The following is a 22,327-nucleotide window of genomic DNA, read 5'->3' as shown; positions in this document are numbered from 1 at the left end:
GCCGATCAGCGCGGCACCACCAGCACCTTGACCTCGCCTGGCGCAGGCGGATTGGCGATCACCGCAGCCGCCTCCTCAAGCGTCACCTGCCGGGAGATGAGCTTGTCGATCTCGATCGCACCCGAGGCGATGAGATCGGCAGCCCGGCGATGCGTAAACGGATTGAGGAACGAGCCGAGCACCTTCAATTCCCGGAACAGCAGGTCGAAAGGTTCGAACTCGGCCTTCATGCCTTGAGGCATCACGCCGACGACGACAGCCGTGCCGCCGGCCTTGGCCAGCCGCATCGATTGCTCGACCGTCTCTCTTACGCCGGCACATTCGAACACCACATCGACACCGCCCGGCATGAGGCCCGACGGACCGACGACCGTGTCGATGATATCGCAAGCGATTGGATCGACCGTTGCCGTCGCGCCCAATTCTTTGGCAAGGGCACGCCGCGAGGCTTGGCGCGTCGACAGGATGATTGTCGTCGCGCCGGCAAGCCTCGCCAGTTGCACGGTGAGCAGGCCGATCACGCCGCCGCCAAGCACGGCGACCGAGGAGCCGGGTCGGATCTGCGCCAGGTCCAAGCCATGCAGGCAGCAGCCAAGCGGCTCGCAGAACGCGCCATGCGTCGGCTTCAGGTCTTTCGGAAGGGAGAAGGCCTGCTTCTGAGGCAGCACGACATATTCGGCGAAGCCGCCGTCGCGGCGGATGCCGATGGCAATCAGATTATGGCAAAGATTGATGCGACCGGCATGGCAGTGCGGACAGCGTCCGCAGGCGATGTTGGGATCGCCGGTGACGCGATCGCCGACCGAAAAGCCGGACACAGCAGTTCCAATCGCCTCTACGATCCCGGAGAATTCGTGTCCGAGCGTCACCGGTGGCGTACAGGGAAATTCGCCATGGAAAAGATGCCGGTCGGTGCCGCAGACGCCGCATGCTTCGATCCGCACCAGAAGATCGTCAGGCCCGGCGGACGGTTTGCCGATCTCGCGCAGGGCAATGCTGCCCACGCCCTCCAGCCGCACCGCTTTCATGTCTGTTGAGCCTCGCATCAATTGAAACTCGGTGGTTGGGATAGATCGGGTGCTGGCGCTGCTGGCTTGGCAGGCGGCGTTTCACCGAAACTCGGCGGCTGCGATAGGTCCGGTGCAGGCGCGGTCGGCGCCGTGCCGCCATCCGCCGGCGGTGTGCCAAGCGGCGACAGGCCCGGCGTTTCCGGTACCTGGTAATCGATCGTGCCCGGATCGACTGGCGTGCCCTTGTAATGCATCACCATCTGCGGGAAGGCGATGGTCAACCCGATCATGATGACCTGGATGCAGACGAAGGGGACCGCGCCCCAATAGATCTGGCCGGTGGTCACCGGCGCGATCTTCTTGCCGGTGAGGCGATCGAGATAGGGCACCCGGGCGGCGACCGAACGCAGGTAGAACAGCGCGAAGCCGAAGGGTGGATGCATGAAGCTGGTCTGCATGTTGACGCCGAGCAGCACGCCGAACCAGATCAGGTCGATGCCGAGCTTATCGGCGGCCGGCGCCAAAAGCGGCACGATGATGAAGGCGAGCTCGAAGAAATCGAGGAAGAAGGCGAGCAGGAAGACGAGGATGTTGACGCCGATCAGGAAGCCGATCTCGCCGCCCGGCAGCGATGTCAGGAGGTGTTCGACCCAGATATGGCCGTTGACGCCATAAAAAGTGAGCGAGAACACGCGCGCGCCGATCAGGATGAACAGCACGAAGGACGACAGCCGCGTCGTCGATGCCAGCGCCTGCCTGACCACGTCCAGCGACAGCCGCCCCTTCATCGCCGCCATGATCAGCGCGCCGACAGCGCCCATGGCGCCGCCCTCGGTTGGAGTGGCGATGCCGAGGAAGATGGTGCCCAACACCAGGAAGATCAGCGCCAGCGGCGGGATCAGCACGATGATCACCTGCTGCGCCAGCCGGGACATCATGTTGATCTTCAGGCGCTGGTCGACGATGGCCACGACGTAGATGAGGATCACTCCGATGGTGGCGCCGAGGATGTCGGCGTTTTGGCCCTGCGAGGGCGCAAGATAGCGATACGCCGCGTAGGAAACCACGCCTGCCGCCAGCACCGCGACCAGCAACGACAGGATGCCGTGGCCGAGCGTGCGGGCCTCCAGCGGCAATGCCGGCATCGACTTCGGCCGGACAATCGACATGATCAGGATGTAGAGCGTATAGAGGCCGGTCAGAACCAGCCCCGGGATCAGCGCGCCCGCATACATATCGCCGACCGAGCGGCCGAGCTGATCGGCCAGAACGATCAGCACCAGCGACGGCGGAATGATCTGGGCGAGCGTGCCCGACGCCGCGATGACGCCGGACGCCACACGGCGGTCATAGCCGTAGCGCAGCATGATCGGCAGCGAGATCAGGCCCATCGCGATGACGGAAGCAGCCACCACACCCGTGGTTGCGGCAAGCAGCGCGCCGACGAAGATCACGGCATAGGCGAGGCCGCCGCGGATCGGTCCGAACAATTGGCCGATCGTGTCGAGAAGGTCCTCGGCCATGCCCGATCGTTCGAGCACGATGCCCATGAAAGTGAAGAACGGGATGGCCAGCAGCGTGTCGTTCGACATCACCCGGCTGCCATAGAAATTGTCCGGCAGTGCGTGCAGCAGCGGCCAGGCGAGATTGATCGAGCCGCCCGAATAGGGTGACAGCACAACCCCGATGAAGAAGAACAGCAGGCCGTTGGCGGCGAGTGAGAAGGCGACCGGGTAGCCGATCAGCAGGAAGATGACCAGCGAGGCGAACATGATCGGCGCCATGTTCTGGGCGATGAACTCGATCACGAGCGCACCTCTTCGGCGAGCGCCTTCGCTTCGAGCTCGGCCTGCTCATGCACCGATATGAACGGCGTGGGATCGTCCATGTCGCCGCGCATGATGGCGATCTTCTTGATGATCTCGGAGATGCCCTGGAGCGCGAGCAGGAAAAAGCCGGCCAGCAGGATCGCCTTTGCCGGCCAGATGATCAGCCCGCCGGAATTGTTCGACATTTCGCCGCTGCGAAACGAGAGCGACACATAGGGCACGAAATAGATCACCATCAGCGTCACGAACGGCATCAGGAAAAAAAGGTGACCGAGAAGGTCGATCCAGTGCTGCACGCGGCGCGATAACATGCCGTAGACGATGTCGATGCGGATATGGTCGTTCTGCTTCAGCGTGTAGGCGGCGGCCAGCATGAAGGCGGCGCCGAACAAATACCACTGCAGTTCCAGCCAGGCGTTCGACGACATGTCAAACGTCTTGCGGATGACGGCATTGGCGGCGCTGACCAGGATTGCCAGCAGGATCAGCCACGACACCCATTTGCCGATGAATTCGTTCACCCGGTCAATGGTTCTGGATAGAGTGAGAAGCCCTGCCATACATTCCTCCCTTTACGCATCGGCCCGAAAATCGGTGTCGATTTTCGGAAAGCACGATGCGTGACTCAAAGTATCCAGCGGCGTGCCAAATTCCCGCTTGTCTTCCGCCGGCTTGATGTGGCCCAACGGTATGCCGTGCGTGGCACGGCGGGTCAACACAGGGCAGACCGAGTTAAACAATCTTGTGAAGTGAGGAAGGGGCTTGTGAGATGAGGAAGGGGCGAAACAGCCTGACGCGGCGCATGACCCCGAGAATCGGAATCGATTTTCGCTGGGGATCATGCGCAAAATCAAAGTGCTACAGCGTCCTTTGCGCGGTCCGAGAGGACGCGCGCGCTGTAGACGTCATGCAACCAAAGTCTACCTAGGTTTAGTGCAGTCAGGCGATCTTGCCCTGATCGCGGCCGGTGCCGATCAGCACCAGCATGGCGACGAGGAACAGATACATCCAGGCGTCGCGCCACTCGACCGGGAAATAGCCGGCCCACAGCGATTCGGCCATGCCGAAAGCAGCAGCGCCAAGTGCTGCCCGCAACGGCGAGAGATAGCCGCCCACCGCCGTCACGAACAGGATTTTCAGCCCGTAGACCAGGCCGGAGCCGAAGCTGATGTTGCCATAGTAAAGACCGGCGACGACACCGGCCAGCGCCGCGCAAAGGCCGCCGGCGAGCACCGCGTGCCGAAACACCGCGCGCACGTCGACGCCGCACATGGCGGCGGCTTTGGGGTCGTCGGACACGGCGCGCCAGCGCCGGCCGAAACTCGAGCGGGCGAACGCCCAGGAGGCGAGCGCAATGGTCGCTACGACGATCCCGCAGTCGAGCAACTGGATGAGCGTCAGCGTGGCATTGAAATTTGCCCCCCGCGCGAAAATGATGGGCTCGGCCAGCATTGGCGGCAGCCACAGATCATGCGTGTCGGCGGCGATGCGGCTTGCCTCCGACAGCAGCAGCAATATGCCCAGCGTTGTCACCACGATCGCATTGGGCGTGCGGTCGGCCAGCGGCTCGAAGATGCTGCGCGACAGGACATGGCTGATCAACCCCGCATACAGGAACGCCGCGACAATGCCGAGCGCGACGGCCGCCAACAGGGTCAGCCACAGGGCCTGATAGCCGAAGGCCGCGGTGAGGATCATCGTCTGTCCGCAAAAGGCGAACAGCGCGCCATAGGCGAGGTTCGTCCGGTGCAGGATGCCGTTGGTCAGCACATAGCCGAAGGCGAGCAGGGCATAGAGCGCGCCGGAATGCAGCCCGTTCAGGACCTGCTGGAAGAAATAGAGCATGCGAATGTCCTTGGATCGCGGAGAACCGCGTCCGTGCGGAGCAGATTTGCATCGGTAATCTAACTTGTCAAACGCGCCTTATCGGTTAGAAATGGCGCCCATGACGGTTTCCTGGACCCCGCACCGCTTCACCGGCGGCCTTCTTGCGCTCGACACGGCGAACACCGTCGTGCTGCGCGGCGATCCCGAGAAAACCTTCGACCGGTTCAAAGATTTGGCGGAGATCGCCCGTTTCGCCGACGCGGCAAGCGTCTCTCGCGCCGCCGAACTTGGCGGCAGGCGGCTCCAAGCGCCGTTCCCGGACAAGATCGCGCCGGTCGTGCTGGCGATCCGCGAGACGACCGACCGGCTGTTTCGTCGTGCGGTGTCGAAGGGCGCGGTCACCACAGGCGATCTGCCTGGCTTCCTGAAGGCCTGCGCCGAGGGTCTCGCGGACAGCCGCACCGAGATCGGTGCGCGGGGACGGCCGTTCGGCGATCCGGCGACGCCCATCGCCTTCGAGGCGGCACTGGCGGTTTCCGCACTGTCGCTGCTGCAGGCTGACACCGTCGCAAGGCTGAGAATCTGCCCCAATTGCACCTGGTTGTTTCTCGACCGAAGCCGCAATTCCAGCCGTCGTTGGTGCGACATGGCGGTGTGCGGCAACCGCCAGAAGGCAAGTCGCCACTATCGCCGCCGAACGGCAGCCAGAGGGACCGCCAATGTCTAGGAAAATCTTGGGCCTGGTCGTTGTCGGCGCCATGCTCGCGGCCGCGGCAACGCTCGGCGCCTGCCGCGATACCGGCAAGGACGGCGAAGGCAGATTGTTCGAGATTTCCGGCAAGCTGGTCGTCTTCAATTATCGCCTCGCAAGGGCAACCTTTGTCGTCACGCTGAGACCGTTGCAGCCGATGGGAGAAGGACAGGTTGCGGTCGCCAGCTTCCAGAATCCGGCAGGCGGCGAGCCGCTGATCGTCGAACAGAAAGTCTGGCCGAAGCTCGGCAAGGTGTCGCTGGAGAGCCCGGCGCTTTCCTGCGTCGCTAGGGACAGGCCCTATGCGATATCGATCAGCATCAAGGATATCCACGGTGCAATCCTCCAGAAGATCGACACCACGCTGATGTCGACGCAGGACCAATCGGTCCTGCCCGACCGGCCGCTGGTCATCGATCAGCTCTATACGCCCAATCCAGAGCTTGCCGGCCATCCGGACGGCAAGCGGCCGGGCGCGCCCAGGCACGACTGTTCGAAGGCCGGCTGACGCGACATCGCCGGATCGGTCGCGGCCGGAATTTTCGTGCGCAGACGGACCAACGGGTGCGCGTTTCTTACACCATCGGGCGTGGACAGGATCGTTTGTTGCGCCTCGCCTGACATCTTCGATTTTGTTTGACCTGCCCGGCAAGGGGAGAAACACTGCAGCCTTCAACTCCGATGTTGGCTGCGCTCGAACTGCCGCCTCCGCAGAGGAAATGCCTGATGACGCTGCATGATGTCGCGCTCGACGACAAGTTCGACCTGGGAAAGGAGCGCATCTTCCTTTCGGGCGCGCAGGCGGTCATCCGCATGCTTTTGATGCAGCGCGAGCGTGACCGCCGGGCTGGCCTGAACACCGCTGGCTTCGTCTCCGGCTATCGCGGCTCGCCGCTCGGCGGCCTCGACATGCAGCTTTGGAAGGCCAGGAAGCAGCTCGCCCAGTCGGACATCGTCTTCCAGCCCGGCCTCAACGAGGAACTCGCGGCCACCGCCTGCTGGGGATCGCAGCAGGCCGAGTTGCTGGGTGAGGGCACCCATGACGGCGTCTTTTCGGTCTGGTACGGCAAGGGACCAGGCGTCGACCGCTCCGGCGACGTGTTCCGCCATGCCAATCTCGCCGGCTCGTCAAGACAGGGCGGCGTGCTCGCCCTGATGGGCGACGACCACATGGCCGAATCCTCGACCAACGCGCACGCGACCGAGTTCCTGTTTGTCGACACCATGGTGCCGATCCTCAATCCGGCCGGGGTCCAGGAGATCATCGACTATGGGCTCTACGGCTTTGCCATGTCGCGCTTCGCCGGCACCTGGGCGGCGATCAAATGCGTCAAGGACAACATCGAATCGACGGCTTCGGTCGATGCCGCGCTCGAACGGCTTGATATCGTGAACCCGGACTTCGACATGCCGCCTGGCGGCCTCAACATCCGCAACGAGATCGACATGCTCGGCCAGGAGGAGCGACTGCATGAATACAAACGCGCCGCCGCTTCGGCCTTTATCCACGCCAACGGGCTGAACCGGATCGTCTATTCCGGCGGCAGTGGCCCGAAGCTTGGCATCGTCACCATCGGCAAGAGCTATCTCGACGTCCGGCAGGCACTGGAAGACATCGGCGTCGACCAAGCCGCCGCCAACCGCATCGGTATCAGGCTGTTCAAGGTTGGCTGCCCGTGGCCGCTCGACCTGCAGCACTTCGCCGACTTCGCTCGCGGCCTCGACACCATTGTCGTCGTCGAGGAGAAACGCTCGTTGATCGAGGTGCAACTGCGCGAAAATCTTTATGGCACCGCCATGCAGCCGGTCATCGTCGGCAAGAGGGACGAGCGCGGCGATGGGCTGTTCCCGGCCAAGGGCGCGCTCGATCCCAACGACATCGCCATCGCGCTCGGCGAGAGAATCTTGCGGACGATCGGCCCGTCGGACGAGATTGCCGCGCGGGTGGCGAAACTTCGCCAGTTCCAGGCGATGCTCGCCGAGACGACAGACATCGCCTCGCGCACGCCCTTCTTCTGCTCCGGCTGCCCGCACAATTCCTCGACCAAGGTCCCCGACGGCTCGCTCGCCGCCGCTGGCATCGGCTGCCATTTCATGGCGCTGTGGATGGATCGCAACACTGTTGGTTTCACCGCCATGGGCGGTGAGGGCGCGCAATGGGTGGGCCAGGCGCCGTTCTCGAAGCGCGACCACATCTTCCAGAATCTCGGCGACGGCACCTACAACCACTCCGGCGCGCTGGCGATCCGCTTCGCGCTGTCGACCCACGCCAACATCACCTACAAGATCCTCTACAACGACGCCGTCGCGATGACCGGCGGCCAGCCGCACGAGGGTGGCCTGACCGTGGACATGATTGCCAGGCAGGTGCGGGCCGAGGGCGTCGAGCGGATCGCCATCGTCACCGACGAGCCGGCCAAATATGCCGGCAAGGTCGAATTCCCCGCAGGCGCCACCATCCATCACCGCGACGACCTCGACCTTGTGCAGCGCGAATTGCGCGCGGTCACGGGCACATCAGTGCTGATCTACGACCAGACCTGCGCCGCCGAAAAGCGCCGCCGCCGCAAGCGCGGCACCTTCCCCGATCCCGACAAGCGCGTCTTCATCAACGAACTGGTCTGCGAAGGCTGCGGCGATTGTGGGGTGCAGTCGAATTGTGTGTCGATCCAGCCGGTCGAGACCGAATTCGGCCGCAAGCGCAAGATCGACCAGTCGAGCTGCAACAAGGATTTCTCCTGCATCAACGGCTTCTGTCCGTCCTTCGTCACCGTGCATGGCGCCAAGATCAGGAAGGCCGAGGGTATGGCCGGCACCACCGATCCGCTCGACGGCGTGCCTGCGCCCGCGGAATTCCCGCTCGGCGACCAAGGCTGGGCGGCGATAATCGACGGCGTCGGCGGCACCGGCGTCGTCACCATCGGTGCAGTGCTCGGCATGGCGGCTCATCTCGAAGACAAGGGCTGCGGCATGATCGACATGGCCGGCCTTGCCCAGAAGGGCGGATCGGTGTTCACCCATGTCCGCATCGCGCGCAGCCCGGGCGATATCCATGCCATCCGCGTTTCAGCCGGCAAGGCAGACCTTGTGCTTGGCTGCGACCTTGTCGTGTCGGGCGCCCAAAAGGTGCTCGCCGCGGTGCGCGAGGGCCACACGATCTTCCTCGCCAACACCGCCGAGATCATGCCCGGCGAGTTTACCCGGTCGGCCGATTTCTCGCTGCCCGTCGAGCGGCTGAAAAAGGCGATCCGCACTGCCGCCGGCGACGACAAGGCGCATTTCTTCGACGCCACCCGCACCGCCACCGCGCTGTTCGGCAGCTCGCTCGGCGCCAACATGTTCATGCTCGGCTTCGCCTTTCAGCATGGCGGCTTGCCGCTGTCGGCCGAGGCAGTCGAAAAGGCCATCGAGCTCAACGGCCAGTCGGTGGCGATGAACGTCTCAGCCTTCCGCTGGGGCCGCCGCGCCGCCCACCAGCCGGATTTCGTGCGCGACCTCGTCGTCCAGCCGGGCACGGCTGCACAGAACGCCGCTGTCGCCGAAACGCTCGACGACGTCATCGCCCGCCGCGTCGCCTTCCTCACCGCCTATCAGAACGCTGCCTATGGCAAGCGCTACGCCGACAGCCTGGCCGCGCTGCGCAAGGCCGAAGCCAGGGCGATGCCCGGTTCGACTGATGTGACCGAGGCCGCTGCGAGGAACCTGTTCAAGCTGATGGCGATCAAGGACGAATACGAGGTGGCGAGGCTCTATACCGACGGCTCCTTCGCCACCGAGCTGGGCAAGCAGTTCCAGAGCTACGACAAACTCGAATTCCATCTCGCACCGCCGATCATGGCCAGGCGCGGCAAGGACGGCAAGCCGAGGAAGTCGAGCTTCGGTCCCTGGGTGATGAAGGGGTTCCGGCTGCTGACAGCGATGAAAGGCTTGCGCGGCACGGTCTTCGATGTGTTCGGCTACAGCTCCGACAGGCGTATGGAACGGCAGCTTCTTGCGCAGTACGAGGCCGATCTGGAGCTTGTCGCCGACACGCTGGCGCCGGGCAAGGTCGAGGCCGCGGCAGCGCTTGCCTCGGTGCCGGCGCTTATTCGCGGCTATGGTCACGTCAGGCAGGCCAGCGCCGAAAAGGCGGCCGGCGAGCGCCTAAGGCTGCTCGATCGCCTGGCGAAGACACCGGCTCGGCCGGAACTCCAGGCCGCCGAGTGATCGATGCGCCTTATCTGAAGAAGCTCAACAGGCTTGACGCAGGCCTCGAGATGGCCCTTCTAAACCTTTCTTAAGGCGGTTGTGACATGACTGCGGTTCGCGCGACACTGCAAGGTCATGAACATAGATCGATCCGACGACATATCCGAGGACGTATACGTTGGCTTCGTTCGCTCGCTGTTTCGCGACGCAGGCATCTTGCTCGTTGGCGCCTTCACGCAAGGCGCTATGGGCCTGCTCGTGTATTGGAAAACGTCTGCGGCAATCTATCTCGCGCTCGCCATCCTGATGGTTGCCGCTAGCATCGGCCGTTATCTTGCGATCCGGAGGGTCAGTCCCGACACCATCGTCACCTACGAATCCGCGCTTGCCTGGGAACGCTACTACATCGTTGCCGGGACGATTCATGGGTCGGCGGTCGGACTTTTCGCGTTCGTATGCCTCCACGTGGTTCCGGACCTGTTTGGCGAGATTGCAGCGGTGTCGCTGGTGTTGGCAAGCACCATCACCATTGCCGGCCGCAATTTCGGCTCCCGAAGGATGGTCGCCATCCTGTCCGTGTCCGTGGTCGCGCCGATTGCGGTCGGCCTGATGCTGAAGGGCGACATCTACAACGTCATTCTGGGCCTCTTTGTGATCCCGTTCATGTTCACCATCAACAAGATGGCGCATCTTGTGCGAAAGGTGCTGTTTACAGCAATCAGCGAAGAAAAGAAGGCGAACCGCATCGCCCAGCGCTTCAATCGCGCCCTGAACACCATGTCGCATGGCCTTGTCATGCTCGGCCCCGACGGCCGGGTAGCGGTGGCCAATGCCGAAGCCGCGCATCTGATGTCGCTCAAGTCGCCCGACGCGCTGCTCGGGCGATCGATCCACGGCCTGCTGATGCGCGGCGTTGCCGGCGGCATGCTGGCGCCGAAGGACTGCCGCTACATCGAAGCCCAGCTTACGCGCGCCCTGCGCGAGGGCCGCGATCGCAAGGTTCTCGTCTCGCTTGCGAACGGTCAGCACTATGAGTTCTCGGCGCGCGAGGGAAGCCAGGAACTGGGCGTCATCACCTTCGAGGATGTGACGGCCCGCGTCGAGGCGGAAGACAAGATCCGCTTCATGGCGCGTTATGACAGCCTCACCGGCCTGCCCAACCGAGCCTATTTCCAAGAGTTGATCGGAGAGGCGATGGCATCCGGTGACCTCGAGCGTCTCTGCGGGCTCGCCGTGCTCGACCTCGACGACTTCAAGAGCGTCAACGACACGCTTGGCCACCCGGTTGGCGACGGATTGATCTATGCCGTCGCTGAACGGCTGGCGGCGGTCACCGGACCAGGGGTCACCGTCAGCCGTTTCGGCGGCGACGAGTTCATGATCTTCTTCGACCGCGTCGAAGACGAGAGCCATCTGACCAGCCAGATCGACGAGATTTTCATTGACCTGCAGGGCGAGGTCGACGTCGCCGGCCATGGGCTGCGCATCCAGGCCAGCGGTGGCGCGGTGCTGTCGCGGGTCAGGGACGCCGATGTCGACACCATGATCGTCAAGGCGGACCTCGCGCTCTACAAGGCCAAGGAACTCGGCAAGAACACTTGGCGGTTGTTCCAGGCATCGATGGATGCGGCATTTCGCGACCGTCAGCTGATGAAGGCGGATCTGCGCACCGCGGTGGAAAGTAAGGCGTTGCGGGTGGTCTATCAGCCGATCGTCGCGATGAGCACGATGCGGATCGCCAGTTGCGAGGCGCTGTGTCGTTGGGATCACACCGATCTCGGACCGATCTCGCCCAGCATCTTCATTCCGCTGGCGGAAGAAATGGGCATCATTTCCGAGATCAGCACGTTTGTCCTGCAGGTGGCATGCGCCGAATGCGTCAGATGGCCTGACCCGACTAGCGTCTCGGTCAACCTTTCGGCCAAGGATTTCCGCAGCAGTGGCATTGTCCAGAAAGTCCGTGATGCGCTAGCCGGTTCCGGCCTCGCCGCCGGCCGCCTGGAAATCGAAGTCACCGAGACCGCGCTTCTCGACGACAAATCGCTGACGCGTCAGTATATCGAGGAGTTGAAAGGGCTTGGCGTGCGCATTGCGCTAGACGACTTCGGCACCGGCTATTCGAGCTTGAGCTATCTCCACAAGCTGCCGCTCGACAAGGTCAAGATTGACCGCTCGTTTCTGATGGACGTCACCCAGAACCCGAGTTCGCTCGCACTGTTGAAGGGCGTGGTCGAACTGATCAGGGTTCTCGGTCTCAACGTAACTATCGAGGGCGTTGAGACTTACGAGCAGCTCAAGATTCTGACGCATTCTATCAAACCGGATATGGTCCAGGGCTTTTTGTTTGGTTCAGCGCTGACAGCGTCCGGCATCGGAACGATGGCTACCACGGTCTGGCCATTCGCCACCGATAAAAAGCCTGCGGTCAAACGTGCGCTCAGCTGATTTCCGCGCTTCATTTTCGACCAACTCGACCAGACGTGCCGCGCGGCGGCAAGTTAAGGTTAATATTAGGTAAACGACGTCGATTGGATTTCCACCTTTTATGCCACGACCGCACACGATAGGTTTGCAGTGAAGATGGCAGAAGGGAATTGTATTGTGGCGGTATCCGAAGGGGTTGTTCATGTGGATGACCGACTGACCGACCTCAGCGGGATGTCTTCCTTCTCGCGCAATGTTTCGACCCTTCTTGAGCGCGTGGAATACAGGCGCTGCGAAAGCGGTGAAGACATGGAGGCGATTTACCGGCTTCGCTACAAGGCTTACCGGCTGAACGGCTTTCTGCCTGAATCCAGCGACCAGATGATGACGGATGCGCTCGACGACACGCCGAACTGTTATCGCTTTGGTGTCTTCGTCGACAATTCCCTTGTGTGTACGCTCCGTATTCATCATCTGACACCGAGCGAACCTTACGCGCCCGCAATGACCAGATTCGGCGATCTGCTTCATCCGCGCCTGCTTCGCGGAGAATCTTTCATCAATCCAACGCTTCTGGCAGCCGACCCGGACTTCATATCGATGCATCGTGCCCTGCCTTACGTTACGTTGCGGCTAGCAATTATTGCCAGCATCCGCTTCCACGTGACTGCCTGTCTCGGCGTGATCCGCAAGGAACACACGGCTTTCTACCAGCGGATTTTCGGTGCCGTGCAATTGGGGCAACCGAGAGACTATCCTCCATTCACCGTTCCCGTGGTACTCTATGACGCGAACTACGAGATCAATTTGGAGCGGGTACTCCAGCGTTTCCCGTTCTTTCGGTCGACGCCGATGGAGCAGCGCATGCTGTTTGAGACACCTGGTGCCGGTGAACTCGCGCCGCTGACCATCCTGCCGACTGCCAAATACTACCGCGAAGCCGCCTGACATCGGCAAATCTGGAGCGCGGCTGGAGCTTTCAGGCCGCTTCGGCGTTCTGGGAGGCGCGCCGGTGGTGCGCGGACGACGTCAATCTGCATCGCTTCGGCGGAAATTCTACCGAGAGGAACCCTACATGACCATTTCCACGCTCGCACTCACTCCGCTGATCTCGCTGATTGCCGGCGTGCTGATTCTGGTGATGCCGCGACTGCTCAACTACATCGTAGCGCTGTATCTGATCGTCGTCGGCCTGCTTGGGCTATTTCCGCAGCTCGCCGGCTGAAAAAGCCGGCAGGCGCGGGCGCGTTAGCCGGCAAGCAAGCGCGAGGCGGCAGCCGCGATCGCCTCCGAAACATCGTCCTGCACCTGGCGGCTCCAATTTCCTTTGAGGCTGTTGTCTCCAGCGATGCGGCAATAGCGCCATTGCCCTCGGCCTGGCTTTTCGCTATGTGCCTAAAGGATGTCTTCGAAGGGGTATTCCTATGGCTGATCACTCGCCGACCGGTCCTGTCGAACTAGGCGCGAAGATGGACTATGCCGAGCACGACCGCACCTATGCCGGCTTTGTCATGCTCGCCAAATACGGGTCGCTGTTTTGCGCCGCCGTGCTTCTGGCAATGGCTTTCGGTTTCTTTGCCGGAGGCTTCTTCTCGGCGTTTGTCCTGTTCGTTCTGATCCTCGCCCTCGGCGCTTTCATTCTCCGGTAAATTCTTTCAAAATCCTTGCCCGTGACAACGCCCGAAGTCCGGTCGGCGTCCTGCGCAGACAGGTTCCAGCCGAAAGGATCATGCGGTGGGAAAGACGGTTTTCATCCCTCGTGAGCTCGATACGAACGAGCCGCGCGTTGCTGCCTCGCCCGACACGGTGAAGCGGCTGGCGGGGCTGGGGTTCGACGTGATCGTCGAAAGCGGCGCCGGCACGGCATCGCGCATTCCCGACGAGGAGTTCGCAAAGGCCGGCGCTGTGATCGGCAAGGCCGGCGATGTGGCCAAAGCCGATGTGGTGCTGAAGGTGCGCCGGCCTGATGAGATGGAGCTGAAGGGCTATCGCCCGGGCACCGCCGTTATCGCCATCATCGATCCCTATGGCAACGATGCTGCCGTCGATGCTCTGGCAAGGGCCGGCGTCACCGCCTTCTCGATGGAGTTCATGCCGCGCATTACCCGCGCCCAATCGATGGACGTCCTGTCCAGCCAGGCCAACCTCGCCGGCTATCAGGCGGTGATCGACGCGGCTGCCGAATATGACCGGGCGCTGCCAATGATGATGACGGCGGCCGGCACGGTGCCGGCGGCGAAAGCCTTCATCATGGGCGTCGGCGTCGCCGGCCTGCAGGCGATCGCTACTGCGCGTCGTCTCGGTGCCGTGGTCACCGCCACCGACGTGCGTCCCGCCGCCAAGGAACAGGTCGCCTCGCTGGGCGCAAAGTTCCTGGCGGTCGAGGATGAGGAGTTCAAGGCGGCCGAAACGGCTGGCGGCTACGCCAAGGAAATGTCCAGGGAATACCAGGCCAAGCAAGCCGTGCTGACCGCCGAGCACATCGCCAAACAGGACATCGTCATCACCACGGCGCTGATTCCCGGCCGTCCGGCGCCGAAGCTCGTCTCAGCCGCTATGGTCGCTTCGATGAAGCCGGGCTCGGTGATCGTCGATCTCGCCGTCGAACGCGGCGGCAATGTCGAGGGCGCTGTGCCCGGGCAGGTGGTGACCACGGCCAACGGGGTGAAAATCGTCGGCCATCTCAACGTGCCGGGCCGCGTCGCGGCCTCCGCCTCGCTGCTCTACGCCAGGAACCTCTTTGCGTTCCTCGAGACTCTGGTCGACAAGACCACCAAGATGCTTGCCATCAACCGGGACGACGAATTGGTCAAGGCGACGATGCTGACCGATGGCGGTCAGGTCGTGCATCCGGCCTTCGTCGGCAAACCGGCGGTGATGATCGCCTCCACTGAGCCAGCGAAGCCCGTTGCAGCAGAAAAACCCGCGCCAAAGCAAGCTGCCGCATCCAGGAAACTTGCCGCACCCAAGTCGCCCGCTAGCAAGCCGAAAGGGATCGCGTGATGGACCAGACCCTGCAAAAAGCCCTTGACCAGCTCGACCAGGCGACCGCCGCCGTCCGTCTAGCTGTGCAGGATCTGGCCACGGCTCCAGGCGGCACCGGTGCGGCGGGCGACGCCGCGCACGCGCTGTCCGGCGGGGCGATCGATCCGTTCGTCTTCCGCTTCGCCATTTTCGTGCTGGCGATCTTTGTCGGCTATTACGTCGTCTGGTCGGTCACACCGGCGCTACATACGCCGCTGATGGCCGTCACCAACGCCATTTCCTCGGTCATCGTCGTCGGCGCGCTGCTTGCCGTCGGCATCTCGGCGTCCGGCATCGCCACCGGCTTCGGTTTCGTCGCACTGATGCTGGTGTCGGTCAACATCTTCGGCGGCTTTCTCGTCACCCAGCGCATGCTGGCGATGTACAAGAAGAAGGACAAGTAGAGCGCCATGAACGCCAACTTCGCCTCCTTCCTCTATCTGGTCTCCGGCATCCTGTTCATCCTGGCATTGCGCGGCCTGTCGCACCCGACCACGAGCCGCCAGGGCAACATGTACGGCATGATCGGCATGGGCATCGCCATTGCCACCACGCTGGCGCTGGCGACCCCTTCGGCGGGAGGCTTCGGTCTCATCGTGCTCGGTCTTTTGATCGGCGGCTCGGTCGGCGCGGTCACCGCACGGCGCATCGCCATGACCTCGATGCCGCAACTGGTCGCCGCCTTCCATTCGCTGGTTGGGCTTGCCGCCGTCATGGTGGCGGCTGCCGCCGTCTATGCGCCGGAAAGTTTTGGCATCGGCACGGTCGCCGACATCCACGCCCAGGCGCTGATCGAGATGAGCCTCGGCGTCGCCATCGGCGCCATCACCTTCACCGGCTCGGTCATCGCCTTCCTCAAGCTCGACGGCCGCATGTCGGGCAAGCCGATCATGATCGGCGGCCGCCATTTCATCAACGCCGCCCTCGGCATCGGGCTGGTCGTGCTGATCGTGCTGCTGGTCACCACCGAGTCCAAGCTGGTGTTCTGGCTGATCGTGGCGGCGTCGCTTGTTCTGGGCGTCCTTCTCATCATCCCGATCGGCGGCGCCGATATGCCGGTGGTCGTCTCGATGCTGAATTCCTATTCGGGCTGGGCGGCTGCGGCGCTCGGCTTCACGCTCGGCAATCTGGCGCTGATCATCACCGGCGCACTGGTCGGCTCGTCCGGCGCGATCCTCTCCTACATCATGTGCAAGGGCATGAACCGGTCGTTCATCTCGGTCATCCTCGGCGGCTTCGGCGGCGAGACTTCCTCCACAGCCGACGACGGCATCGAGCGCACGGTCAAGCAGGGTTCGGCCGACGATGCCGCCTATCTGATGATGAACGCGCAGAAGGTCATCATCGTGCCTGGTTACGGCATGGCGGTCGCCCAGGCGCAGCATGCGCTACGCGAGATGGCCGACAAGCTCAAAGCCAATGGCGTCGACGTGAAGTACGCCATTCATCCGGTCGCCGGCCGCATGCCCGGCCACATGAACGTGCTCCTGGCCGAAGCCAATGTGCCCTACGACGAAGTGTTCGAGCTCGAGGATATCAACTCCGAATTCGCGCAAGCCGACGTCGCCTATGTCATCGGCGCCAACGACGTCACCAACCCGTCCGCCCGCGACGACAAGTCGTCACCGATCTACGGCATGCCGATCCTCGACGTCGACAAGGCCCGCACCTGCCTGTTCGTCAAGCGCTCGCTCGGCTCCGGCTATGCCGGCATCGACAACACGCTGTTCTACAAGGACGGCACCATGATGCTGCTCGGCGACGCCAAGAAGATGACCGAAGAGATCGTCAAGGCCATGGATCACTGATCCGGCGACAACCCGAAGCGCGTCGCACGAGGCCGGTCAGACGCGACTCGCTTTAGTTGCTCGAAACAAAAGCCTGCCCCGGGGTGTTTCTTGGCCCTTAGCATCCGGCGTCCTTTGCTCACATGCCGGGTTCAGAGCTACGATGGGTTCTGTTCCGGGATTGTCACCAATGGAGGCACTGGTGTCCGACCCTCATCCTGTTGCGTCGCTGGCCAAGACCAGTCCGCCGGCCTCCGGAAAGGCGCCGCGCAAGCTCAGCCAGGCCGTGGTTATCGTGCATGGCATGGGCGAACAGCGACCCATGGGCACGCTGAGGGAATTTGTTCAGGCTGTTTGGAGTCACGACCCCGCTCGCGTGCCGTTTTACGCCCGTGTCGCCGATCCGGGCGGTCCCGCCGGTTCGAAGATCAACCAGAGCTGGATCACGCCTGACAGCCGTACGAACTCGCACGAGCTTCGCCGGATCACCACCCCTTACGATGTCGATGGCCGCCGCACCGATTTCTACGAGCTGTACTGGGCCGACATCACGCAGGGCACGACGCGGGACCGGCTTGCGGCCTGGGTGACGAATCTGCTCTGGCGCAGGCCCGCCGACATTCCGCGCGACGCCCGCGGGCTCTATGTCGTTACGCTTCTGGGCGTCATAACAGTCTTGGGCGCGGCGCTCGTGCTCGCGACGTCGGCCTTGCAAGGGTATATTTCCTGGACCACGGGCATGCTCGTCACGATCCTGGCCTCGTTCGTCGTCTGGTCGGTGGACCGGTTCGGCCTTCCTTATTTCGGTGATGTGGCCGCCTATGTGCGTGCTGAAGCGGCAACGGTCGAGAAGCGCGCGCTGGTCCGCGACCGTGGCCTGACGCTGCTGAGGCGCCTCATGATGGACGATGGCTACGACCGCATCGTGCTGGTCTCGCACAGCCTGGGATCGCTTATCGCCTACGATCTGCTGCAGATACTGTGGGCCGATTTCAGGCCTCGAAAGCTGGAAGCGGTCCGCGACAAGGCGAGGCTGAAAGCGATCCGCGCCGTCGACAAGGCTACGCTCAACGCCGATGGTTCTGCGTGGCCCGGCAGCTTGGATGACCTCTCCGGGTTTCGGCGGGATCAATGGGAACTCTACCGCCACCTCCGCGCCAGGGACGCCGATCATCCATTGCCATGGAAGATCAGCGATTTCGTCACGCTCGGCAGTCCGCTGACCCACAGCGAATTTCTGGTGACCTACAATCTCGCCGAATTCAGGCGCGGTATCGCTGAGCGGCTGTTCTCGGCATGTCCGCCGATCGCCGAGACGGCGTCCGGTGGAACCGTCCTCTATCAGGAACGGCGCACCCGTTCGGGCAAGCCACAGCGCGCGGTGCATCATGGTGCGGTGTTCGCCGCGACGCGTTGGACCAACATCTTCGACAGGGGCAATGGCTGGCTGACCGGCGACCCGATCTCCGGACCGATGGCGGAAAATTTCGGCCCAGGCGTGGAGAACATTCAGGTCGAACTGCGCAGTTCGCTTGGCCGCATCTTCACCCACAGGCTCTACTGGTCGCTGAAGGCGACCGGCGTTGAGGTCGCGGCAGCCGCCGGCACGCCGCCGCGCTCGCATATCGGCGTGCTGCGTGACGCCGTCGATCTCGGCCGTAAACTGGAGCCAAGCCAGGCGGCACCGACGAGTGCTGCTGGAAAATAAGGCGATGGCTGCTGGAAAATTGGGGCCGCTCGTTTCGGCGAATCAGCGCGTACAAATCGACGGCGATCACGCCGTCAAACCATCGGTCGATGCCGGGGCACAGTCCCGGCATCGATAGAACCCGTCAAGCACCGATCAACGGTTGGTCAGGAAGACCGCCTCCTCGTCGTCGCGCTGCCTGCCGCCAAGTGCCGCCGCGGCGCTCGCGATGAAAGCGCCGACGACCAGCGACAGTGCGCCAAGCAGCGCGAAGGTGGCACCGGCTTTCCTGGCGGTGTCGGCGGCCTGCTGGGCCTGGACCTTCGCCTCCTCGACCCGGGCAAGCACCGCATCGACACGAGCCCTGGCATCCGGTTCCGACAGCCCGGTTCGGGCAGCCACCAGCTGCGACAGATAGGTCTTGTCGTCGGCAGACACTTCTCCTGCTGCTGCGCTCGCGATCAAAATGCGCGAGGCCTGCGCCGTCGCCGCCGCATCGCTCTCCGGGTTGGCGGCAGCAAGCCTGGCCGCATCGGCCGGGCGGAACAACGCATCGACGAAGTACGACGTCGCGTTGTCGGTCGCGGCGCCTCCGGCGTTTGCAGTAGCACCTGCCGAAGCGCCCATTGCCGCGCCCGACGCGACTGTCGAAGCGGCCTGGACGCCGGTTCCGACAGCTGCGGAAAGCGCCGAGCCGAGCACGCCGGCGACGAGCAACGTCGCAAGCGCCCAGGCGAGGAAGCCGTGGGCGGTATCGCGGAAAAAGACTTCATCGGTGTGGACGCCGACCCATTTGGTGCGCAGGCGCCCGGCAAGATAACCGCCGAGAGCTGACGACAGCCACTGCACGATGATCAGCCACGCGGCGGTGGAGGCCGCGAAAGTTGTGACCGAGGTGCTCAAGCCGGACCACGGCGAAACCATCGTCAGCCCGAGCCCGGAGCCGAGCAGCATCAGAATCAAAGTCAACGCCGAGGCAGCAAAGGCGCCGGCCACGATCGGTCCCCAGCTGACAGCGGTGGAAGAGGATTCCGTCGGAGCGGAAATGTCGACAGCCGTTAGGGTTGACTGCATGTCAGCACCCTACCGTGCGAAAAGCATGATGAGAATAATGATCGGAATCGGAACTCCGAGAAGCCAGAGCAAAATGCCACGTCCCATGAGTGCCTCCTGCGGCGATTGATCAATCACAATGCCTTGGAAGCCTTTCCGTTCCGGCCGGCTCTCAGCGACCCTTGTTGCGATGCAGCAGACATCATCGGTGGGCCTAGGCTACCAATGATGTCTCAAGCGCCTGAAATCGAGCGTCCGGCGTGGGCTCTAAATATCCAGGTTCGCGACCGACAGCGCGTTTTCCTGGATGAACTCGCGCCTGGGCTCGACCTCGTCGCCCATCAGCCGCGAAAACAGGGAGTCGGCGTCCGTCGCGTCATTGACCTTGACCTGTAAAAGCGAGCGCACATTCGGGTCGAGCGTGGTCTCCCAGAGCTGCTCGGCATTCATTTCGCCGAGGCCCTTGTAGCGCTGCATGGTCAGGCCCTTGCGGCCGGTGGCAAACACGGCGTTGAGCAGCGCCAGCGGTCCCGAGATGGTTTCGGACACATCCTTGCGGCGCAGCACCGGCGGCTCGCCATAGACTTCTGCGAGGCGCGGCGCATAGCGGTCGAGTTGGCGGGCGTCGGCCGAATTGATCAGCGCGAGATCGAGATGCGCGAACTCCTTGACGCTGCGCACCGTGCGCTCGAACACATAGCCGCCGACGCCTTCGTTTGAGGTCGACATGCGGCCGGTCCAGCCGCGTTCGGTGTCCTCGGCGATGATGTCGAGGCGCCGGGCGACACGCTCGGCCATAGCGTTGGCCTGGCCGAGATCGGCGAAGACGTCCGGATTGAGCGCGCCGGCGATCGCCGCCTGCTCGACCACGCCTCTGTTATAGCGGGTGTGCAGCCCGTTGATGAGCTGGCGCACCGCAAGCGCATCGTCGATGGCGCTGCGCAGGTCCTGCCCGGCCCGCACCTCGCCGGTGCTGAGCGCAAGCGACGCCTCTTCCAGCCCCGAGCCGATCAGGAATTCCTCGAAAGCGCTTTCGTCCTTGATGTATTGCGAGCTCTTGCCGCGCGTCACTTTGTAAAGCGGCGGCTGGGCGATGTAGAGATGCCCGCGCTCGATCAGCTCCGGCATCTGCCGGAAGAAGAAGGTCAGCAGCAAGGTGCGGATGTGGGCGCCGTCGACGTCGGCGTCGGTCATCAGGATGATCTTGTGGTAGCGCAGCTTATCGGCGTTGAACTCGTCCTTGCCGATCGAGGTGCCGAGCGCGGTGATCAGCGTGCCGATCATGTCGGAGCCGAGCATACGGTCGAACCGGGCCCGCTCGACGTTGAGGATCTTGCCGCGCAGCGGAAGAATGGCCTGGTTCTGGCGCGAACGGCCTCCCTTGGCCGAGCCGCCGGCGCTGTCGCCCTCGACGATGAAGATTTCGGACTTCGCCGGGTCGCGTTCCTGGCAGTCGGCCAGCTTGCCGGGCAGCGAGGTGACGCCGAGCGAGCTCTTGCGGGTGATGTCGCGCGCCTTGCGCGCGGCTTCGCGCGCCGCTGCCGCCTGGATGACCTTCTCGATGACCACCTTGCCCTCGGTCGGGTGCTCTTCGAGCCAGGTGCCGAGAGCCTCGTTGACGAGCCCTTCCACCACCGGACGGACTTCGGACGAGACCAGCTTGTCCTTGGTCTGCGAGGAGAATTTCGGGTCGGGAACCTTGACCGACAGCACGGCCGTCAGCCCTTCGCGGCAATCGTCGCCGATCAGCGCAACCTTTTCCCTTTTGGTGAGGCCTGTGGATTCGCCATAGCCGGTAATCTGGCGCGTCAGCGCGCCGCGGAAACCGGCAAGATGCGTGCCGCCGTCGCGCTGCGGAATGTTGTTGGTGAAGGCCAGCACGTTCTCGTGGTAGCTGTCGTTCCACCACATGGCGACTTCGACGGTGATGCCGTCGCGCTCGGCCTTGATGGCAATCGGCTTGTCGATCAGCGGCTTCTTGACGCGGTCGAGATATCTGACGAATTCCTCGAGCCCGCCATCATAGTGCAGCTCATGGCGCACGACGTCGGCATGGCGGGCATCGGTCAAAATGATGCGCACGCCGGAATTCAGGAAGGCGAGTTCGCGCAGCCGGTGCTCCAGCGTGCCGAAGTCGAACTCGACCATGGTGAAGGTCTCGGTCGACGGAAAGAAAGTGATCTCGCTGCCGCTACGCCCCTCATAGGTGCCGGCAACCTTGCGCTGCTCATAGCTGCCGGTGACCCTCAGCGGTCCGTCGGCATTGCCATGCGAGAAGCTCATCTCGTAGATCTGGCCGTTGCGGCGGATTTTCAGCTTCAGCCAGGCCGACAGCGCGTTGACGACCGAGACGCCGACGCCGTGGAGGCCACCGGACACCTTGTAGGAGTTCTGGTCGAACTTGCCGCCGGCATGCAGCTGCGTCATGATCACTTCGGCCGCCGATATGCCTTCGCCGGTGTGGATATCGGTCGGAATGCCGCGGCCATTGTCGATGACCGTCACCGAACCGTCGGGATTGAGCGTCACCGTGACGAGGTCGGCATGGCCGGCCAGCGCCTCGTCGATGGCGTTGTCGACGACCTCATAGACCATGTGATGCAAGCCCGAGCCGTCGTCGGTATCGCCGATATACATGCCGGGCCGCTTGCGGACTGCGTCCAAGCCCTTCAAAACCTTGATGGAATCGGCGCCGTATTCGGCCTCAGCGCCGTTGGCGTTGTCGATCTGATCGCTCATGAAAACCT

General features: G+C 63.2%; 17 protein-coding genes. 11 read left to right on the top strand and 6 right to left on the bottom strand.

Annotation, left to right across the window (positions count from 1 at the left end; all coding sequences use genetic code 11):
- Positions 1 to 5: 5 nt before the first annotated feature.
- From NMG80_RS00210 to NMG80_RS00195, 4 genes are all read right to left on the bottom strand, one after another.
- Complete coding sequence (locus tag NMG80_RS00210; protein ID WP_254016369.1) at positions 6 to 1,028, bottom strand: zinc-dependent alcohol dehydrogenase family protein; 1,023 nt, start codon at positions 1,026 to 1,028, stop codon at positions 6 to 8.
- Between the two features lie 17 nt (positions 1,029 to 1,045).
- A complete protein-coding gene (locus tag NMG80_RS00205) occupies positions 1,046 to 2,818 on the bottom strand; it encodes a TRAP transporter large permease (RefSeq protein ID WP_254016260.1) in 1,773 nt (590 codons plus the stop codon).
- The gene (locus tag NMG80_RS00200; protein ID WP_254016259.1) at positions 2,815 to 3,399 is read right to left on the bottom strand and encodes a TRAP transporter small permease subunit; all 585 of its coding nucleotides are present in this window, start codon (positions 3,397 to 3,399) and stop codon (positions 2,815 to 2,817) included. Before NMG80_RS00200 ends, NMG80_RS00205 begins: the two co-directional genes overlap by 4 nt.
- A 379-nt stretch (positions 3,400 to 3,778) precedes the next feature.
- Complete coding sequence (locus NMG80_RS00195; protein ID WP_254016258.1) at positions 3,779 to 4,684, bottom strand: branched-chain amino acid ABC transporter permease; 906 nt, start codon at positions 4,682 to 4,684, stop codon at positions 3,779 to 3,781.
- 100 nt (positions 4,685 to 4,784) lie between these two features.
- Between NMG80_RS00195 and NMG80_RS00190 the strand changes: the two genes are divergently transcribed.
- The 11 genes from NMG80_RS00190 to NMG80_RS00140 all read left to right on the top strand — a co-directional run bounded on the left by NMG80_RS00190 (position 4,785) and on the right by NMG80_RS00140 (position 18,548).
- Positions 4,785 to 5,393, top strand: a complete 609-nt coding sequence (locus tag NMG80_RS00190) for a CGNR zinc finger domain-containing protein (RefSeq protein ID WP_254016257.1) — start codon at positions 4,785 to 4,787, stop codon at positions 5,391 to 5,393.
- Positions 5,386 to 5,925, top strand: coding sequence for a hypothetical protein (locus NMG80_RS00185; RefSeq protein WP_254016256.1), 540 nt, complete (start codon positions 5,386 to 5,388; stop codon positions 5,923 to 5,925). The genes NMG80_RS00190 and NMG80_RS00185 overlap by 8 nt, the downstream gene beginning before the upstream one ends.
- A 218-nt stretch (positions 5,926 to 6,143) precedes the next feature.
- Positions 6,144 to 9,623, top strand: coding sequence for an indolepyruvate ferredoxin oxidoreductase family protein (locus NMG80_RS00180; protein WP_254016255.1), 3,480 nt, complete (start codon positions 6,144 to 6,146; stop codon positions 9,621 to 9,623).
- Between the two features lie 117 nt (positions 9,624 to 9,740).
- Entirely contained in the window at positions 9,741 to 12,050 is a 2,310-nt protein-coding gene (locus NMG80_RS00175; protein WP_254016254.1) for a putative bifunctional diguanylate cyclase/phosphodiesterase, read from the top strand.
- A 156-nt stretch (positions 12,051 to 12,206) separates the two neighbouring features.
- Positions 12,207 to 12,977: an N-acyl amino acid synthase FeeM domain-containing protein gene (locus tag NMG80_RS00170; RefSeq protein WP_254016253.1), complete on the top strand. Its 771-nt coding sequence runs from the start codon at positions 12,207 to 12,209 to the stop codon at positions 12,975 to 12,977.
- A gap of 127 nt (positions 12,978 to 13,104) precedes the next feature.
- Entirely contained in the window at positions 13,105 to 13,254 is a 150-nt protein-coding gene (locus NMG80_RS00165; RefSeq protein ID WP_065006071.1) for a DUF3096 domain-containing protein, read from the top strand.
- A 199-nt stretch (positions 13,255 to 13,453) separates the two neighbouring features.
- Positions 13,454 to 13,678 carry an aa3-type cytochrome c oxidase subunit IV gene (locus NMG80_RS00160; protein WP_029347610.1) on the top strand — a complete coding sequence of 75 codons (225 nt, stop codon included), beginning with the start codon at positions 13,454 to 13,456 and terminating at the stop codon, positions 13,676 to 13,678.
- An 85-nt stretch (positions 13,679 to 13,763) separates the two neighbouring features.
- Positions 13,764 to 15,032: a Re/Si-specific NAD(P)(+) transhydrogenase subunit alpha gene (locus tag NMG80_RS00155; protein WP_254016252.1), complete on the top strand. Its 1,269-nt coding sequence runs from the start codon at positions 13,764 to 13,766 to the stop codon at positions 15,030 to 15,032.
- Complete coding sequence (locus tag NMG80_RS00150) at positions 15,032 to 15,457, top strand: proton-translocating transhydrogenase family protein (protein WP_436798508.1); 426 nt, start codon at positions 15,032 to 15,034, stop codon at positions 15,455 to 15,457. Before NMG80_RS00155 ends, NMG80_RS00150 begins: the two co-directional genes overlap by 1 nt.
- A 6-nt stretch (positions 15,458 to 15,463) precedes the next feature.
- Positions 15,464 to 16,861 (top strand): NAD(P)(+) transhydrogenase (Re/Si-specific) subunit beta, encoded by a 1,398-nt coding sequence (locus NMG80_RS00145; RefSeq protein ID WP_254016250.1) that lies wholly within the window; start codon positions 15,464 to 15,466, stop codon positions 16,859 to 16,861.
- Between the two features lie 181 nt (positions 16,862 to 17,042).
- Complete coding sequence (locus NMG80_RS00140; RefSeq protein WP_254016249.1) at positions 17,043 to 18,548, top strand: hypothetical protein; 1,506 nt, start codon at positions 17,043 to 17,045, stop codon at positions 18,546 to 18,548.
- Positions 18,549 to 18,683: 135 nt separating this feature from the next.
- Here NMG80_RS00140 and NMG80_RS00135 read toward each other — a convergent pair whose 3' ends face one another.
- Together NMG80_RS00135 and gyrB are read right to left on the bottom strand one after the other, a co-directional pair.
- Complete coding sequence (locus NMG80_RS00135) at positions 18,684 to 19,601, bottom strand: hypothetical protein (RefSeq protein WP_254016248.1); 918 nt, start codon at positions 19,599 to 19,601, stop codon at positions 18,684 to 18,686.
- A 246-nt stretch (positions 19,602 to 19,847) separates the two neighbouring features.
- The gene (gyrB, locus tag NMG80_RS00130) at positions 19,848 to 22,319 is read right to left on the bottom strand and encodes a DNA topoisomerase (ATP-hydrolyzing) subunit B (RefSeq protein ID WP_254016247.1); all 2,472 of its coding nucleotides are present in this window, start codon (positions 22,317 to 22,319) and stop codon (positions 19,848 to 19,850) included.
- Between the last annotated feature and the right edge of the window lie 8 nt (positions 22,320 to 22,327).

It is taken from the genome of Mesorhizobium escarrei (assembly GCF_935825525.1).
Classification (GTDB): Bacteria; Pseudomonadota; Alphaproteobacteria; order Rhizobiales; family Rhizobiaceae; genus Mesorhizobium; species Mesorhizobium escarrei.
The sequence above is the reverse complement of the archived record's forward strand: the minus strand, read 5'-3'. Positions and strand labels throughout refer to the sequence as shown.